Genomic DNA, 16,494 nt, shown 5'->3' with positions numbered 1-16,494 from the left:
TCACACCGCGGCTTCGGACCAGGCTCGGCGGAGGATCTCCTCGACGGTCTCCTCCGGGGTCTGCTCGGAGGTGTCCAGCCACAGGCCGATGCGCGGCGTCTGCCCGTGCAGCACCTCGTTCAGCTCCGCGATCGCCCAGCTGTCGTAGGCCGTCTTGCCGCGACCTGCTTCGCGCTTCGCGATCGCTTCGGACGACGGGGCGAGGACGACCACGAACAGCGGGCGGCTGCGGATCTCCTCGACGAGCTCCGCCAGGTGCTCGCCCAGGATCACGTCCTGCGCGACGACCGCGAACCCCTCGGCGAAGTACGCATCGGCCGTCTGCGCGGTGAGCCGGTGGCGCAGCCGCAACTGGCGCAGGGCTTCGTCGGAGGGCGTCGCGGACATCTCCTCGCGGCCGCCGATCACCATGCGCCGGAAGGAATCGCCGCGCACGTGCACCGAGCGCGGCAGCCGCTCCGCGACGCCTTGGGCGATGGTCGACTTCCCAGCCGCCTGGATACCGGTGATCAGCAGAACGGCCTGGTCGTGCTCGTCGGGCATGCCGCCTCCTCGCGTCGAGTTGACCTTGTCACCCGTTCGGCGCAGCTGTCATGCGCATTTCGTATCCGGTTACAGATCGCAATGCCTTCATGTGACCTGTTCAGCTCGTTGGCCGACAACGGTTCGCTCAGCCAGCGGTGTCCCGGTCGCTCCGCCTGCGAGCACCATCGCAACCGTTGGTATTCGCAGAAACGCGGGAGGCGATGATGGTCCGCACCGAAGCCGAGCGTGCTCCACAACCCCAGGGTGGCTGCAGCTGTTGCGGCAGCTGCAGCGGTCCTTCCTGTGGCTGCTGCTCCAGCTGCGGCTGAGCAGGGGGTCTGCCCGGGGTGCTGGCGGGATCACCCCGGGCAGACCATGCCATCGGTCGGCACGGTGCCCTCGACCAGGAATCGGCTGGCGGCCTCCGTCACGCACGGCGACCTGCCGACGGCGCCGTGCCCGGCGCCCTGCCAGCGCAGCAGCACCCCGGTCGGCATCTGCTCGGCCATGTGATCGCTGCCCATGCCCAGCAGCAGCGGGTCGTTCGCGGTGCTGATCACCGGGATCGGCGGCAGGTCAGGACGGCGCGGCGAGGGCAGCGGCTGCTGCGGGACGGGCCACGACCCGCACCAGACCATGCGCTGCGCGGCGGCACCGCCGAACAGCGGGAACCGGTTCACCCAGTCCAGCGCCAGTTCGCTGCTGCGTTGCGGCGGCACGCGCAACGTCGTGTCGTTGCAACTGGTGATCAGGTCGCCGTCGAGCCACGGCGGGTTCACGCCCTGCGGGGCGACCAGCGGCGCGCTGATTGCGGCGAGCTTGGCGCCATCGCCGTGGTCGGCGGCGGCCAGCGCCTCGGCCAGGGCGGGCCAGGTGGCCCGGTCGGAAAGGCCCAGCAGCATCGCCTGCACCACCCGGCCGCCGTTGACCGGGGAACCCGGAGCCGGTAGCGGCGTCGCGCGGGTCCGCTCGACGAGATCGCTGACCACCTTCCGCGGATCGGGGCCCAGCGGGCAGCCGCGGCTGACGCAGTCGGCGGCGAACGCGTCGAAAGTCTGCTCCGCGCTCTGCGCCTGGGATTCCACTTGGCCGATGGAGTCTCGGGTCGGGTCCGGTGCCCCGTCGAGCACCAGGCGACCGACCGACCCCGGGAAGCGCTCGGCGAACGTCGTCAGCAGCCGCGCCGCTTCGCCGCGTCCGATCGCGTGCAGCCGGGGCACGCCCAGTTCGAGGCGGAGCTCTTCCAGGTCCGAGGCGCTCCGCCAGGTGTCGTAGGCCTGCAGCCGCTCGTCGAGGTCGAGCAGGCACTCCTGGCTGGCCTGCAGCACCGATTCGAGCAGCCGGTCCAGCGCGTTGCGGTCGGTGGCGCGCGGGTCGAAGCCGACGATCGCGTCACGCTGAGCGGGCGGGACGCAGTCGGCCGGGTCGGACTCGCCGGTGCCGCGCCGGTCCATCCCGATGATGTCGAAGGTATTGCGCAGCTCCGGCGGCAGTTGGGTGGCCAGCCGCGCCGCGAAGGTCGTGCCCGGCTCGCCGCCGACGTCGCCCAGCACCACCAGCGGGACGTGACCGGACCCGGCTCGGATCAGCGCGATGCGGGCGGTGCCGCGTTCCGGGGATTCCGGCGCGTCCAGCGTGCTGAGCAGCCGCGCGCAGGAAAACGTCATGCCCGTCGGCAGGCCGCCGAGCTCACCGCGGGTCTGCTCGGTGCAGTCCTCCCAGTTCAGCGAGTCGTCGCTGGGCGAGCCCAGCGACGGGACCGGTGCCGGTTTCGGCGGCTGCGGCGCGGGGACGACCTGCTGCTCGCCGTCGTGGTAGGCGACCGCGGGCCGCTCCGATGGTCCGGCCGAGCACGCGGCGATCACCAGCAGCAGCAACGGCAGCAGCACCCCGACCCGGTGAGTGGTGCGCGGCACGGGTGCTCCTCGTCGGCAGGCGCGGTGGTCGCTGGACCGGGTCAGCATCGCACGATCCAGGTGAGGCCCCGGTGAGGGCCCTGACAATCAGGTGACAACCACGGCGGGCCGCGAGATAACGTGCAACGGGAGGCGGCCGCCGCAGCGGCCGCGAATCGTCGGAGTCAGAGGGGCATCGTGCACGTCGCGCAGGTCGGCTCGGGGGCGTCGTCCAACAGACGACCGCTGTTCAGCGTGGAGAACGTCTCCGCGCGCGCACTCGGGGCGATCCCGCCACCGCTGCTGGTGCTGGTGGGCGTGATCAGCCTGCAGGTCGGTGCCGCGTTCGCCAAGCAGCTGTTCACCATGGCCGGGGCGTCCGGGGTGGTCGCGCTGCGGTTGCTGTTCGCCGCGGTCATCCTGCTGGCCGTCTGGCGGCCGTCGCTGCGGATGGACCGCCGGACGTTGGCCGTGGTCGCCGGTTACGGCGCGGTGCTCGCGGGCATGAACGTCTGCATCTACCAGGCGTTCGAGCGGATCCCGCTCGGTGCGGCGGTCACCATCGAGTTCCTCGGCCCGCTGGCGGTGGCGGTGATCGGCTCCCGGCGCAAGCTGGACATCGTCTGGGCGGTGCTGGCCGGGAGCGGCGTGGTGCTGCTGGCTCGTGTGGAGGGTGGTCTCGACTGGGTCGGGGTCGCGTTCGCGCTGATGGCCGGTGCGCTGTGGGCGGGTTACATCCTGGTCGGCGCCAAGCTCGGTAGCCGGACCAGCGGCGGGTCCGGGCTGGCCCTGGGCATGGCCTTCGGCGCGCTGGTGGCGGCGCCGTTCGGCATCGCCGAGGCCGGGACGGCGCTGCTGCACCCGGCGGTGCTCATCGCCGGGCTGGTGGTGGCGCTGATGTCGTCGGTCGTGCCGTATTCGCTGGAGCTGGAGGCGCTGCGCCGGATGCCGCCGAGGGTGTTCGGCGTGCTGATGAGCCTGGAGCCCGCAGTGGCGGCGCTGGCCGGGCTCCTCGTGCTGGGCGAGGCGCTTGGTGCCTGGCAGTGGGTCGCCGTCGGCTGCGTCGTCGCCGCTTCGGTGGGATCGGTCGGCACGACGAAGGACTCGGGCCCGAAGGACACCGGCGCCAACTGACCCGGGGACAGGCTTCAGCAGCCACGGCAAGCGCCCCCCGTTTCCACTGATCGCGCCAGAGATCAGCCGTTACCTGGGTGACCGCTGATTTCTCGCGAAATCGGCACCCAGTTGGGGAAACGAGCCGAGGTGATCACGCCAGCGTCGCCTTGTGGGGTGGTGCGATCGCGCCTCGGATCAGACGGCCGGGAACTGCATGGGGCGCAGGGCGCGCATCAGGGTCAGCAGGGTCTTGTTGAGTGGGACCGGGATGTCGTGCTGCTGTGCCGCTCGGACCAGTGCGCCCGTGATGTGCTCGTGCTCGGTGGGCAGGCCCGCCAACCGGTCGTAGAGCATCGACGTTCCGTTGGTCGGCGGGAACTTCTCGATGTAGTCGGCGAGCACTTGCTCGGCGTCGTCGTGGGTCAACCGGGCGCCCTCGGCGCGGGCGACCTCGACGGCCTCCGCGAGCACGCCTTCGCTGAGCTCCAGGACATCGGGCTCGCGGAGCACGTCCAGGCGGCGCAGGGTCAGCGCGGTGATCGGGTTCGGTGCCAGGTTCGTCAGCATCTTCCGCCACGACGCGGTGCGGAAGTCGCTCGTGGTCCGGGCCGTCAGGTCGCCGCCGGAGAGCAGCTCGACGAAGCGCTCGCCGATCTCGCCGGCCTCGACCTGCATGGTAGCGGGGGAGCGGCGCACCACGTGTCCGGGCCGCACCCGCTCGGCTGCCACGTAGATCAATGCGGGCAGTACCGGAGCCCGCAGCCCCATCCCTGCAACCGATTCGCGGTGTTCGACGCCGTTCTGCACCACCACGACCGGGGCGCGTCCGTCGTCCAGCTGCTGCAACCAGCCCGCCGCGCTCGCCGCGTCCTGGACCTTGGTCGTCAGTAGGACCCAGTCGAACTCGCCGAGCGCGCCCGGCTCGGGCACCACCGAAACCGGGATCTCCCCGGTGCGGTCTGGAGTTTTCAGCGTCAGCTCTTCGAATGGGGTCCGGACGCACATCGTCACCTGGTGCCCAGCGGAATGTGCTGCTTCCGCGAGAACCCCACCGATGCCGCCCGAGCCGATCACCGCGATGCGTTGTCCTGCCACCGGCCAGAGATTACCCGTCGACGCGGGCGCCCCGGTTCACGTCGCCGTACAGCACTGCTTCGAGGTCGTAACGCGTCGGCTCCTCGAGCTGGTCGTAGCCGCAGGATTCGGGGTCGCGGTCGGGGCGCCACCGCACGAACTGCGTGGTGTGCCGGAACCGGCCCGGGTAGGCGCCTTCGGTGTGATCGTAGGAGACCTCGACGACGCGCTCCGGGCGCAGCGGCACCCACGGCTGCTCGCTGCTGCTCCAGCGGTTGATGGAACCGGGCAGCCGTCGTCCGTCCTCGGCGTCGGGCCCGAGCCACGGGTGCTCGCCTTCGGTGATCAGCTCGGCGAGTTCGGTGGCCAGCGCGCGCCGCTGCGTGGCCGGGAAGGCGCCGACGACGCCGACGTGGTGCAGCACGCCCCGGTCGTCGTGCAGCCCGAGCTGCAGCGACCCCACGGCGGTGCCAGGTTCGGTCTTGGCGTGCCAGCGCAGCCCCGCGATGACGCAGTCCGCCGTTCGCGAGTGCTTGATCTTGAACATGGTCCGCTTGCCCGGTACGTACTGGCCGCCGGTGGGCTTGGCGATCACGCCGTCCAACCCGGCGCCCTCGAACACCCGGAACCACTCCGCCGCGGTCTCCGGGTCGTCGGTGACCGGCGTGGTGCGCAGCCCGCCGTGGTCCAGGCCGAGGCCGGCGAGCAGTTCGCGGCGTTCGGTCTGCGGCGCCGACGTGAGGTCCCGGTCGTCGAGCGTGAGCAGGTCGAAGGCGATGAAGGTGGCCGGTGTCTTCTCGGCCAGCATCCGGACCCGGCTGGCGGCCGGGTGGATGCGTTCGCCCAGCGCGTCCCAGTCCAGCCGGTCGCCGGCGTCGTCGCGCCGGGTCACCACGAGCTCGCCGTCCAGCACCGCCGGCCGGTCGAGGTGTTCGGTCACGGTCTGCAGGACTTCGGGGAAGTACCGGTTCAGCGGGCGGCCGGTGCGGGACTGCAGCAGCACCGGCTGCTCGGCCTGCGGGTCGGCGAACACCAGGCACCGGAAGCCGTCCCACTTCGGTTCGAACAGCAGGCCGCCCTGCCGGGAGATGCCGTCTACCGGGCTCGCCAGCATCGGCTTGACCGGTGGTTGCAGTGGAAGCACCGAGTCCTCCTCAGAGCCTTTTTCGCGGAACGGGCTGCTGCGACGTTCCAGCTTTGCCGATTGCGCAGTATGCCCGCCGCGGAAGCCGAAGGCGCGGCGCACTCGACGAGAACTCCAAACAGGTGTGCGCCCGTCCAGGGACCGCTTGATCGTCCTGGAGGATGGCGCTCAAGTAGCCGGGTCGGAGGTGCGTGCTTCGGGAGGCGCGATTGAGCACGCGGTCGCCCATGCGGATGGCGTACTGGATGCGGGGCGCGCAGCGCAGCAACGGGATGCCGCGGCAGATCTGCGCCGCCGGAGCGGTCAGCGGACGCGTTGGCGGGGTGCGCGATCCAGCTGCAGGCGGATCGTCGTCGGCAGGGTATCCACGCCCAGTGACTCCCGGGCGCGCGAAAGCACCTTCTCGTCGAGGTCTTCCCAAACGTGGCGCACGTTGGTGCCTTCCTGCAGCGACAGCGTCAGCCGCAGTGCCGGGTGCTGCTCGCTGCCCGCCATCCGCACCCGTGCCCGCTTGACGCCGGTGACCCGCTCGGCGTCGGCGCGCACGGCTTCGGTGAGCGCCGCGCTCGTCACGGTCAGGTCGCCGTTGCCGCGCTCCAGCCGCAGGTCCGGTCGGGCCTCCGGCCGCAGGGCTCGCACCACCCACCACAGGCCGAGCACGAACAGCACCACGCCGAGAACGATCGCGACGGCCGTCGCCAGCTGCCAGTGGTCCCGCAGCCACTGCACCAGGATCGGGTCGGCCAGCGGCCGCTGCGCCCGGAAGGCGCCCAGCCAACCGGTTCCCACCAGGAGCGCGAGGACGCCGACGACCAGCGCGAGCAAGCCGAGGGCGGCCGTCACGCCACGCTCGAAGGCCAGCCCGCGAGCGACCGGTGTCGTGCTCGGCTTGATCTCCCGCTTGGTCTCGGTCATCGCCGCTCCTTCGGCGCGGCCACCGACACCAGCACCTTCGGGGTGGTGCGCAGCGGCAGGTCTCGCACGGCGTGTTCGGCGGTCTCGGTCAGCTGGCCCCGCAGGTCGCCGGATTCCCGGAACTGCGCGGTCGCCCTCACCTGGACCCGTTTCGCCCCGGCGGTGACCGACGCACCCGCGACCCCGTCCTGGTCGCGCACCTGGTGCCCGACCAGCCGGGCCAGCGAGCGCCGGTCGGTGGTCACGGTGACCTCCGGCGCGGGGTCGTGCAGCCGGATGTCCTTGTTTCCCGCGTTGATCGCGACGAGCACCAGCAGCAGGCCCACCACTGCGACCACCGCCGCGGTGGCGAGCACCGGCGCGTCGTGCCAGGACAGCGAGCTCAGCCCGAGGTGGGCTTGCTGCCAAGGGACGACGAAGCCGCCGGTGCCGGGCCGCAGCAGGAACCACACCGCCTCGATCGCGAGCAGCGTCCCGGCGGCCGCGACGGCCAGGCCGAACAGCGTGGTGATCAGGCGTACCAACAGGCGCATGGCTCACTCCACCCGCGGCGGTGCGTCCGCGGGAACGAGGGCGGACACGGTCACGTCGACGGTGCGGACCCGGAAACCGGTGATGCGCTGCAACTCCGAATCCACCCGCTCCCGCATTGACGCCACGGTCCCGCGCACCGGCGCGGGATAGCGCAGCGCGACCTCCAGCCGGATCCGCAGGGCGTCGTCCGGGCCGGACACCTGCGCCGTGGCGCCGTGCTGGCCCAGCCCGACCCCGGCGAGCCGACGGCGCGCCCGGGCACTCCCGGGATCCTGGTCGGCGGCGTGCTCGGCGATCTTGCGCACCACGGTGCGGCCGATGTGCAGCCGGCCCCGGTCAGCTGGGTCTCCTCCCCGGCTGGTGCCTTCGGCCGCGGTCTGCTCGGAGGCGGCCGTCATCGGTCCCGACCCCGACCCCGGCCCAGGAGGTCGCCGATCTCCAGCTCCCCATCCAGGACCCGGCCGATCACCAGGCCGATGGCGCCGACCACCAGCGCGATCAGGAACCCGGTGAAGCCGCCGACCGCGCCGGCGATGCCGAGAATGAGGCCGGCCAACAAGCCGGTCTGCGTCGCATTCATGGGTGGAACCCTCCTGCTGAGGAACTGACTTGGAAACTCACCGGACTCGCGGGGGCCGCCTCCGGCGCTCCCACCAGGCGCGCATCCGGCGCACCAGCCCCTGGATCCCGCGCGGCCGGTGCACCACGACCACCGGCGCGTCGTAGCGGTCGCGCGGCCGGCGGTCCCGGAGCTCGGCCAGCCCGGCGACGAAGGCTTCCGGGTCACCCCCGACGTCCGGGTGGTTGGCCCGGACGAACGCGCGGATCGCCGCCCGCGAGGTGGCCGGATCGTGCTGCACGGCCCCCATCATGCGCTTCCCGCCGGCTCGTCGGTGATGATCACGTCGGCGACGGTGATGTCCACCGGGACCTCGTCGAGCAGTTCGACGAGCGCGCTGCGGATCTCGTCGAGAATCTCTGGCAGCGGCCGGTCCAGGTGCAGCACCACGCCGATCTCCGCGGCACCCCCATCGGGCAACCGGACCCCGACGACCTTGCTGCCGGGCAGGTACGACGCGATCTCGCCGAACTGCCCGCCGTGCAGCCGCACCACCGAGGGGTGGGCGAGCACCCGCTCGGCCAGTTCGCCGGCGGAAACCTGCTCCGGCATGTCTAAGTCGTCCTCCACGGGAAGCGGGTGGTCTGGCGGCGTCCGACGTCGCGGACCGCCGCGCCGGACATCATCTACCCGGCGGCGGTCATTCGACGCGGGAGGTGGTCTGCTGGCCGGCCTCCTCGCCGTCCTCGTCGGGCAGGTGGATGTCGTTGACCGCGATGTTGACCTCGATGACCTCCAGCCCGGTCATCCGCTCCACCGCGGTGATCACGTTGCGGCGCACCGCACGCGCGAGGTCCACGATGGACGCGCCGTACTCCACGATGATGTCCAGGTCCACCGCGGCCTGCTTCTCGCCGACCTCCACCTGCACCCCGGAGGTGGAGGAAGTCCCGCTACCGCCCGGGATCCGGTCACGGATGGCGCCGAAGGCCCGGGAGACCCCGCCGCCCATCGCGTAGACGCCGGAGATTTCGCGAGCCGCAATGCCGGCGATCTTCTGCACCACGGACGCGGCGATGGTGGTCTTGCCCTGGGAGGTCTCGTCGGCCAGGCGGGCGGGCGCGTTGCCCGCTCGGGTCTCCGGGATGCGCCGGGTATCGGTGCTCCGTTCGTTGGTGGCCTGCGCGTTCTGCGGGGTTCCGCTGTCCTGGGCCATGGAAATCCAGCTCCTTCACGGTTCCGCCGATGCCGGACGGTTCGGCGGGGCTTGCTACAAGCTCTGATGCGCGCCCACGGCGTGGCCTTTCGCGGTTGTGCGCCACATCACCCATTGTGCTCTCATCCGGCTCCGGGCTGCTCGACGTCGACCACCCGAACCCACACGGCCGGGGCGCCCGCGCCGAGCGCCTCCTGCAGCTCGGCGGTCAGCTCGTGGTGGATCGCCTCGGCCAGTTCCGGGGCGGGCAGCGGATAGCGGATCGTCAGATCCACCCGCACCTCGTCGACGTCACCGATGCAGCCGCGCAGGTGCACCCCGGGGCGCTCGGCGAGGAGTTCCAGGCACAACCGCCGCGTCAGCAACACCACCGTATGCTGGGCGATCCGCAGCTTGCCGCCCTCCTGGTCGAGCTCCACCGGCGCCGCGCCACGGCCGCCGCGCACCCCGCGCACCGTCGTCAAGGCGCGCTCCACCAGCCCGTGCGGCGGCTCGATCGGCAGGCTCGCGGTGCGCCGCACCTGCGCCCAGTCGGAGTCCAGCTCGGCGAGTTCGGCCTCGCAGAACCGGCAGGTCGGGATGTGCTCGGAGAGCTCCGGCGGCGCGCTGTCGGCGAGGAAGTCCAGCAGCATGCCGTCGGTCCGGCCGCAGGGCAGGGCCCGGTCCGGATCGAAGGAGCGGTCAGCCATCGCGCATCTCCTTCAGCCTCGCGAGCAGCGTTACCCGCGCCCGGTGCAGTCGGGACCGGAGGGCGGTCACCGACACGTCGAGCATCTCTGCGATCTCCTCATAGCGCATGCCCTCCAGTTCGCGTAGCACCAGTGGGATGCGCTGCGAAGGTTCGAGCGTCGCGATAGCGCGGTGCACGCGGGTCACCTCCTCGGTGCGGAGCGCGTGGCCCTCGGGACCGAGGGCGGCGCCGTCGGAGATCAGATCGTCGGTCGGCTCCAGCGGGACGGTGGGCCTGCGGCGGCGCAGGTTGGCGAGGGCCGCGTTGGTGACCACCCGGCACAGCCAGGTGGTCGGCTTGGACTCGCCGCGGAACCGGCCCAGCGACCGCCACACCGACACCCACGCCTCCTGGACGACGTCCTCGGCCTCGGCGGAATCCCCGAGTATCCGGTACGCGACCCGGTACATCTTGGTGGTGTGGCGGCGGACCAGTGCGTCGAACGCCGTCGCGTTGCCGCGTTGGGCGGCAGCCACGAGGGCTTCGTCCGAACCGGTCCCAACTGTCACGGCCGCATTCTCGCGTAACGGAGCAGGAGCAGCGATTCCGCGTGCAGCGCGTACCGCAGCTGCATCTGCCGGGGTGCGGGGACACCGCCACCCGCCGAGATTCGGCCCGCGTCGCCGCCGGCCAGCAAGGGTGACAGGGTCAGGCACAGCTCATCGACGAGATCATCGTCGATGAGGCTGCCGAACAGCGTCGGGCCGCCTTCGCAGCCGATGCGGCGCAGGCCCCGCGCGTCCAGCGCGTCCAGCGCCACCCGCAGATCCACCCGCTCGTCGCCGGCGACGACGACGTCGGCGCCCGCGTCGGCGAGCGCGCAGCGGCGCGCCTGCGGAGCGGCGTCGCAGGTGAGCACGATCGGCGGCACCACGGTGTCGGTGAGCAGCGGTGAGTCGGGTGGCAGCGACGCGCGCGCGGTGACCAGCGCGATCGGCGGCACCTCGGTCAAGCCGAGCCGCTGCCGCCGCTCGGCGCGCACCTCGGTGCGCTTGACCCCGCGATAGCCCTCGACCATCGCCGTGCCGACGCCGACCAGCACCACATCGGAGAGGTCCCGGATAAGCCCAAGGACCCGCTGGTCGATCGGCGCGGACAGGCCGCGCGAGCTGCCCTGGACGGTCACCGCACCGTCGAGGCTGGAGACGAAGTTCACCCGCACCCAGGGCCGTTCCGGCTGCTCCGGGTAGGAGTAGAACTCCTCCAGTTGGTCGTCCACCTGCTGCGCGCCGTCGACCGGCCAGAGCTTGTCCACCACGGGGCAATCCCACCACGCGCGCCCGTCCGGCGGGTGAGCAGGAGCACGCGACCGCACGGCCGGGAAGCCCGTGTTCGGTTATAAAGTCGGCGCATGAGTTCTCCCCGTCTGGTCGACCGCCGTCCCGAGATGACCCCGGACGAGCTGGTCCAGGCGATGACGCCGCCGCCCATGTTCGACGCGGTGCGCTTCGACACCTACGTCCCGAACCCGGACGAGCCGAGCCAGGAGCAGGCGGTGCGGGACTGCTCGGCCTTCGCCGACCGGATCAACGCCGCCGCCGGTGGTGGGTCCTGGCTGCGCGGGGTGTTCGGCCGGAAGAAGAACGACGACGTCAAGCGGGGGCTCTACCTGGACGGCGGGTTCGGCGTCGGCAAGACGCACCTGCTCGCGTCGCTGTGGCATGCCACCGAGGGGCAGAAGTCCTATGGCACGTTCGTCGAGGTCACCAGCCTCGTGGGGGTGCTCGGCTTCGCGGAGACCGTTGAACGGCTCTCGAAGCACCGGCTGCTGGCCATCGACGAGTTCGAACTGGACGACCCGGGTGACACGATGCTGGTCACCCAGCTGATCGCGAAGCTCACCGACGCGGGCGTGCACGTCGCCGCGACCTCCAACACGCTGCCCGACAAGCTGGGCGAGGGCCGGTTCGCCGCGGCGGACTTCCTCCGCGAGATCCACGCGATGTCCGCGCGGTTCGGCGTGGTGCGGGTCGACGGTCCGGACTACCGGCACCGCGGGTTGCCGGACGCGCCGCCGCCGATGAGCGAGGACGAGCTCACCCGGCTCGCGGAGGCCACCGACGGTTCGACGCTCGACGACTTCGACGAGCTCTGCGACTACCTGGCCGGTCTGCACGCCTCGAAGTACGGCCGCCTGGTCGACGGGATCACCGCGGTGCATCTCAGCGGCGTGCACGCGGCGCCGGACCAGGACGTGGCGCTGCGGCTGGTGGCGCTCGCAGACCGGCTCTACGACCGGGCCATCCCGGTGCGGGTCTCCGGCGGAGCGCTGACGGCGCTGTTCACTGACGAGATGCTGCACGGCGGCTACCGGAAGAAGTACCTCCGCGCGATCAGCCGCCTGACGGCGCTCTCCCGCGACCTCGCCAAGTCCTGACCCGGCGCGGAAGCGCAATTTCGTGAGAAATTGACCGTCACCCGGGTGAACGCCAATTTCTCACGAAATTGCGCTCCCTCCGGGTGACGGGCGGGTTAGCGGGTGAGGACCGCTTCGATCGCGTCGAGGCCCGTGTCCAGCTCGTCCCGGGTGATCACCAGCGGTGGGGCGATGCGCAGCGTCGTGTCCTGCGTTTCCTTGCACAGCACACCGCGCTCGGCTAGCGCCTCGCTGGCTTGGCGGCCCGTCGGCCCGCCTGCGGCGAGCTCCACGCCGGCCCACAGGCCGCGGCCTCGCACCTCGACCGCTCCGCGGCCGACGAGTTCGCCGAGGCGCGCGTGCAGGTGCGCTCCCAGGTCGCGCGAGCGCTCCTGGAACTCGCCGGTGCTCAGCAGGCGCACCACGGTTCGGCCGACCGCGCAGGCCAGCGGGTTGCCGCCGAAGGTGGAGCCGTGCTGGCCGGGTTGCAGCACGCCGATCACGTCGTCGCGACCGACCACTGCGGACACCGGCATGATGCCGCCGCCGAGCGCCTTGCCTAGGGTGTAGAGGTCGGCGCGGACGCCGTCGTGCTCGCTGGCCAGCAGCTCTCCGGTGCGGGCGAGTCCGGATTGGATCTCGTCGGCGATGAGCAGCACGTCGTTGTCGTCGCAGAGCCTGCGCAGCCGGGGCAGGTAGTCGGCGGGCGGCACGATCACGCCAGCTTCGCCCTGGATGGGTTCGACCAGGATGGCGGCGGTGCGTTCGGTGATCGCGGCCTCGACCGCGGCGGCGTCGCCGTATTCGGTGACGACGAATCCCGGTGTGTACGGGCCGAATTCGTCGTGCGCGACCGAGTCGGTGGAGAACGACACGATGGTGGTCGTGCGACCGTGGAAGTTGGAGCCCGCCACGATGATCTCGGCCTGGTTCTCCGGCACGCCCTTGACCCGGTAGGCCCATTTCCGGGCGATCTTGATGGCGGATTCGACGGCCTCCGCGCCGGAATTCATCGGCAGCACCCGATCGGTGCCGGTGAGTTCGGCGAGTTCGCGGCAGAACAGTCCGAGCTGGTCGTGGTGGAAGGCGCGGCTGGTCAGCGTGACGCGGCCGAGCTGCTCGGTCGCGGCGGCGACCAGGTCCGGGTGGCGGTGCCCGAAGTTCAGCGCCGAGTACCCGGCCAGGAAGTCCAGGTAGTGCCGTCCGTCCACATCGGTCATCCAGGCGCCGGATGCCTCGGCGATCACGACTGGCAGCGGGTGGTAGTTGTGCGCGCTGTACTGCTCGTCGAGCTCCCGGAACCGGGCGGCCTGCGACGAGGCTTCGAGGTGCGACGGAATGACAGTCATGACCATAAGGTTATGTCGGTGATGGCGCAGATTTCAGCCGCGAGGCATTGCTTGAAGCATCGATCCGTTGCGTCATTTCGCTTTGTCGCGGCGGTTCGTTGTCTCGGCGGGGGAGGGTGGCTGCCTCTTGACATCATGGACCCGGTGAGTGTTCCCCGGACTGGGAAGGCGAGGCGCTGATGCCGGACAACGGTGAGTACCGGATCTACCTGGGCGCGTACACGAGCGCGGAATCGGCGGCCGACGGGATCCGGTTGGCGATCGCCGACGCCGATGGCGCTTTGCGGTGCACCGAGAGCGTCGCTGAGGCCTCCGACCCCTCGTTCCTCGCTATGGCACCCGATGGGGCGACGCTGTTCGCGGTGAGCGAGCTGCGGCAAGGCCGGGTCATCGCCTTCAAGGTGCACGACGACGGCACGCTCACCGAACTCAACTCGCAGCCGTCGCTGGGTGCCGCGCCGTGCCACCTGAGCGTGCACCCGTCCGGCAAGTACCTGCTGACCGCGAACTACCAGTCCGGGAACCTGGTGGTGCATCCGATCGCCGACGGCGGCGTACTGCGCGAGCCGTGCCACGTGGTGCAGCACAGCGGGAGCGGGCCGAACCCGCAGCGCCAGGAGGGCCCGCACACGCACCAGGTGTTGCCCGACCCGTCCGGCCGCCACGTGCTCGCGGTGGATCTGGGCACCGACTCCGTCTACGTCTACGACTTCGATGTGGACAGTGGACACCTGGCGCTCAAGCACGAGGTTCCGCTGCGGGTGGGCGCCGGTCCGCGGCACCTGGCGTTCCACCCTGACGGCGAGCGGGCGTACGTGATCAACGAGCTGGCGTCCTCGATCACAGAGTTCGGCTACGACGCGGACACCGGGGTGCTGGAGCCGGGCCGGACGCTGTCGACGCTGCCGCCGGACTACGGGCGGCCGAACCTGGCGGCCGAGATCGTGGTGACGCTCGACGGCCGGTTCGTGTTCGGGTCGAACCGGGGGCACGACAGCATCGCGGTATTCCGCGCGGACTCCAGCGACGGGGAGTTCCGGCTGGTCGACATCCGCCCGGCGGTGGTGGCCGAACCCCGCCACATCGCGCTTTCGCCGGACGGCCGGGTGCTGTTCGTCGCGGGCCAGCGCAGCAATGACGTCCAGGCGTTCGGCATCGCGGACAACGGCGACCTGGCCCCGCTGCGCGAACCGGTCCCGACCCCGACCCCGGTCTGCATCCTCCCGGTGGCATGACCCTGATTAGGAGGCAAGAGTGCTCACCTGCCGACCGGCTACCACCAGGAGTTTGCCGGATGGCTCACTCCCAGAACTGATTGGGATGCAGGATTCGGCAACCGCAGGCGCCACCAGGACTCCGAGGAATCGGCGCCCTGGTTGGCGATATCGCGCGAAATCGCCAACCCCGGTGACAAGTGCCGGAAGGGCGCTTGGGAAGGACCGCGCGGTTACGGTCGGCGGGCGCCGTAGCGGCCGAAGGCGTACTGGGTCAGAGCCGTGCGGGCCCGGCGGGTTTCCTGGCGGCGGGTCAGCCAGCCGCCCGTGGCTCCGATCGGGAAGACCCGGGCCCCGCCGTGGTACGCGCGGGCGCGATGCCACCACAAGGAGTTGGGCTTCCTGCCGTCGGCCAGCCACACGGCGACCGCCGTCCGCTTGCCGTCGCCGACCACGTCGACCCGATCGACCTGGCTCCACGGGATCTCCCGGGTCAGGCCCATCCGGGAGATCAGCAGCCCATCGCTGTTGATCTTCAGGTGCAGGCTCGGCAGCAGTACCTTCCCGATCGACCAGAGCATGCTGATGCCCAGCAGCAGCATGCCCAACCGGAAGATCGCGACCCGGTCGTGCGAAAGCCCGCTGAGGCCGTAGGTCTGGAACAGCCTGCCGGCGCCGAGGATGATCACCCCGCAGATCACCGCCGACATTGCGGCGCGGAACCGGCCGCCGGTGGCGAACACCGGACCGGGGTTGTCCTTGCGCACCCGCTGCGGCGTCCGCGTGGTCTCCCTCGGACGTGCCGGGACGATCTTGTCCCGCATCGGCGCGGGAGCGGCGGGGGCGCGGATGACCGGCGCGGGTGGGACCGGCGCGGGTGAAACCGGCGCGGGTGGGACCGGTGTCGCGTCGTGCGCCTGCGTGTAGGACCGAGTCCCGGGCTTGGGTGTCGGTTGCGGCGGGGCGGTGTCAGGCAGCGGCGCGTTCGCCGTCTGCTGCAACTGGGTCGCGTGCTGGGTGATGACGTCGCTGATCGCGGGCGGTAGCCAGGCATTGCCCTGCGGGCTGGCTTCGCCGATCTGGTCGAGCAGGTCGCTCGGGGTCGGCCGGGCGGCCGGGTCCTTCGCGAAGCAGGCCGCCAGCAGCGGCCGCAGGCCCTCCGGCACCCGGGACAGGTCCGCGTCGGTGTGTACGACCCGGTAGAGCAGGGCCGCTGTGCTCTCTTGGCCGAACGGGCCGGTTCCGGTGGCGGCGAAGACGAGTACCGCACCGAGTGAAAACACGTCGCTGGGTGGGCCGACTTCGGTGCCGAGGGTCTGCTCGGGGGAGAAGAAGCCGGGCGTGCCCAGGAACATGCCGGTCGCGGTTAGGGCGTTGCCGGTCATCGCCCGCGAGATGCCGAAGTCGATGACGCGCGGTCCGTCCGGGCCGAGCAGGACGTTGGCCGGTTTGAGGTCGCGGTGCACCAGATGCGCGCGGTGGATGGCGCCGAGCGCTTCGGCGAGCCCGGCGGCGAGGCTGCGGACGGTGGCTTCGGGCAGCGGGCCGTGGTCCACGACGGCTTGGTGCAGCGTGGGGCCGGGCACGTATTCGGTGGCCAGCCAGGGCTGTTCGGCGTCGGGGTCGGCGTTGACCACCGCGGCGGTCCAGAATCCGCCGACCGAGTGGGCGGCCAGCACCTCGCGGCGGAACCGCTCCCGGAACTCCGCGTCCTCGGCGAGGTCCGCCCGGATGATCTTCACCGCCACCACTCGGCCGCCTCGGGAGCGGCCCAGGTAAACGCCGCCCATCGCGCCGCGGCCCAACCGGGCGAGCAGCCGGTAGTCGCCGACCCGGTTCGGGTCGCTGGCCAGCAACGGCTGCACAG

19 protein-coding genes are annotated in these 16,494 nt (G+C 71.3%); 3 read left to right on the top strand and 16 right to left on the bottom strand.

The window, feature by feature from the left end; translation table 11 throughout:
- Positions 1-543, bottom strand: a complete 543-nt coding sequence (locus DL519_RS20710) for an AAA family ATPase (protein ID WP_190817242.1) — start codon at positions 541-543, stop codon at positions 1-3.
- A gap of 341 nt (positions 544-884) precedes the next feature.
- Positions 885-2,441 (bottom strand): alpha/beta hydrolase, encoded by a 1,557-nt coding sequence (locus tag DL519_RS20705; protein ID WP_190817240.1) that lies wholly within the window; start codon positions 2,439-2,441, stop codon positions 885-887.
- Between the two features lie 177 nt (positions 2,442-2,618).
- Between DL519_RS20705 and DL519_RS20700 the strand changes: the two genes are divergently transcribed.
- Positions 2,619-3,554, top strand: a complete 936-nt coding sequence (locus tag DL519_RS20700; protein WP_223839332.1) for an EamA family transporter — start codon at positions 2,619-2,621, stop codon at positions 3,552-3,554.
- Between the two features lie 177 nt (positions 3,555-3,731).
- On the opposite strand, the gene DL519_RS20695 is transcribed toward DL519_RS20700, so the two are convergent.
- The 12 genes from DL519_RS20695 to DL519_RS20640 form a co-directional block, all read right to left on the bottom strand.
- Positions 3,732-4,631 (bottom strand): 2-dehydropantoate 2-reductase, encoded by a 900-nt coding sequence (locus tag DL519_RS20695; protein WP_223839330.1) that lies wholly within the window; start codon positions 4,629-4,631, stop codon positions 3,732-3,734.
- 10 nt (positions 4,632-4,641) lie between these two features.
- Positions 4,642-5,754 carry an ATP-dependent DNA ligase gene (locus tag DL519_RS20690; RefSeq protein ID WP_190817238.1) on the bottom strand — a complete coding sequence of 371 codons (1,113 nt, stop codon included), beginning with the start codon at positions 5,752-5,754 and terminating at the stop codon, positions 4,642-4,644.
- A 303-nt stretch (positions 5,755-6,057) separates the two neighbouring features.
- Positions 6,058-6,669, bottom strand: coding sequence for an alkaline shock response membrane anchor protein AmaP (gene amaP, locus DL519_RS20685; protein ID WP_190817236.1), 612 nt, complete (start codon positions 6,667-6,669; stop codon positions 6,058-6,060).
- Positions 6,666-7,202: a DUF6286 domain-containing protein gene (locus DL519_RS20680; RefSeq protein WP_190817234.1), complete on the bottom strand. Its 537-nt coding sequence runs from the start codon at positions 7,200-7,202 to the stop codon at positions 6,666-6,668. Before DL519_RS20680 ends, amaP begins: the two co-directional genes overlap by 4 nt.
- A gap of 3 nt (positions 7,203-7,205) precedes the next feature.
- The gene (locus tag DL519_RS20675; protein ID WP_190817232.1) at positions 7,206-7,601 is read right to left on the bottom strand and encodes an Asp23/Gls24 family envelope stress response protein; all 396 of its coding nucleotides are present in this window, start codon (positions 7,599-7,601) and stop codon (positions 7,206-7,208) included.
- Positions 7,598-7,783, bottom strand: a complete 186-nt coding sequence (locus DL519_RS20670) for a hypothetical protein (RefSeq protein WP_190817230.1) — start codon at positions 7,781-7,783, stop codon at positions 7,598-7,600. Before DL519_RS20670 ends, DL519_RS20675 begins: the two co-directional genes overlap by 4 nt.
- Before the next feature lie 37 nt (positions 7,784-7,820).
- Positions 7,821-8,072: a hypothetical protein gene (locus DL519_RS20665; RefSeq protein WP_190824107.1), complete on the bottom strand. Its 252-nt coding sequence runs from the start codon at positions 8,070-8,072 to the stop codon at positions 7,821-7,823.
- Positions 8,072-8,374 (bottom strand): hypothetical protein, encoded by a 303-nt coding sequence (locus tag DL519_RS20660; RefSeq protein ID WP_190817228.1) that lies wholly within the window; start codon positions 8,372-8,374, stop codon positions 8,072-8,074. Before DL519_RS20660 ends, DL519_RS20665 begins: the two co-directional genes overlap by 1 nt.
- Positions 8,375-8,462: 88 nt before the next feature.
- Positions 8,463-8,978, bottom strand: coding sequence for an Asp23/Gls24 family envelope stress response protein (locus tag DL519_RS20655; protein WP_190817227.1), 516 nt, complete (start codon positions 8,976-8,978; stop codon positions 8,463-8,465).
- Between the two features lie 122 nt (positions 8,979-9,100).
- A complete protein-coding gene (locus DL519_RS20650) occupies positions 9,101-9,667 on the bottom strand; it encodes a hypothetical protein (RefSeq protein ID WP_190817225.1) in 567 nt (188 codons plus the stop codon).
- A complete protein-coding gene (locus DL519_RS20645) occupies positions 9,660-10,217 on the bottom strand; it encodes an RNA polymerase sigma factor (RefSeq protein ID WP_190817223.1) in 558 nt (185 codons plus the stop codon). The genes DL519_RS20650 and DL519_RS20645 overlap by 8 nt, the downstream gene beginning before the upstream one ends.
- Complete coding sequence (locus DL519_RS20640; RefSeq protein ID WP_223839328.1) at positions 10,214-10,966, bottom strand: pyrimidine reductase family protein; 753 nt, start codon at positions 10,964-10,966, stop codon at positions 10,214-10,216. The genes DL519_RS20645 and DL519_RS20640 overlap by 4 nt, the downstream gene beginning before the upstream one ends.
- 93 nt (positions 10,967-11,059) lie before the next feature.
- Between DL519_RS20640 and zapE the strand changes: the two genes are divergently transcribed.
- Positions 11,060-12,085 carry a cell division protein ZapE gene (gene zapE, locus DL519_RS20635; RefSeq protein WP_190817221.1) on the top strand — a complete coding sequence of 342 codons (1,026 nt, stop codon included), beginning with the start codon at positions 11,060-11,062 and terminating at the stop codon, positions 12,083-12,085.
- Between the two features lie 95 nt (positions 12,086-12,180).
- On the opposite strand, the gene rocD is transcribed toward zapE, so the two are convergent.
- Positions 12,181-13,419, bottom strand: a complete 1,239-nt coding sequence (rocD, locus tag DL519_RS20630) for an ornithine--oxo-acid transaminase (RefSeq protein ID WP_397544963.1) — start codon at positions 13,417-13,419, stop codon at positions 12,181-12,183.
- Positions 13,420-13,592: 173 nt separating this feature from the next.
- Between rocD and DL519_RS20625 the strand changes: the two genes are divergently transcribed.
- On the top strand, positions 13,593-14,648 hold the full coding sequence (locus tag DL519_RS20625; RefSeq protein WP_190817218.1) for a lactonase family protein: 1,056 nt from the start codon (positions 13,593-13,595) through the stop codon (positions 14,646-14,648).
- Between the two features lie 212 nt (positions 14,649-14,860).
- On the opposite strand, the gene DL519_RS20620 is transcribed toward DL519_RS20625, so the two are convergent.
- Positions 14,861-16,492 (bottom strand): serine/threonine-protein kinase, encoded by a 1,632-nt coding sequence (locus tag DL519_RS20620; RefSeq protein ID WP_190817216.1) that lies wholly within the window; start codon positions 16,490-16,492, stop codon positions 14,861-14,863.
- Between the last annotated feature and the right edge of the window lie 2 nt (positions 16,493-16,494).

It is taken from the genome of Saccharopolyspora pogona, assembly GCF_014697215.1.
GTDB classification, from domain to species: domain Bacteria; phylum Actinomycetota; class Actinomycetes; order Mycobacteriales; family Pseudonocardiaceae; genus Saccharopolyspora; species Saccharopolyspora hattusasensis.
This window is presented reverse-complemented; position numbering and strand designations above follow the sequence as displayed.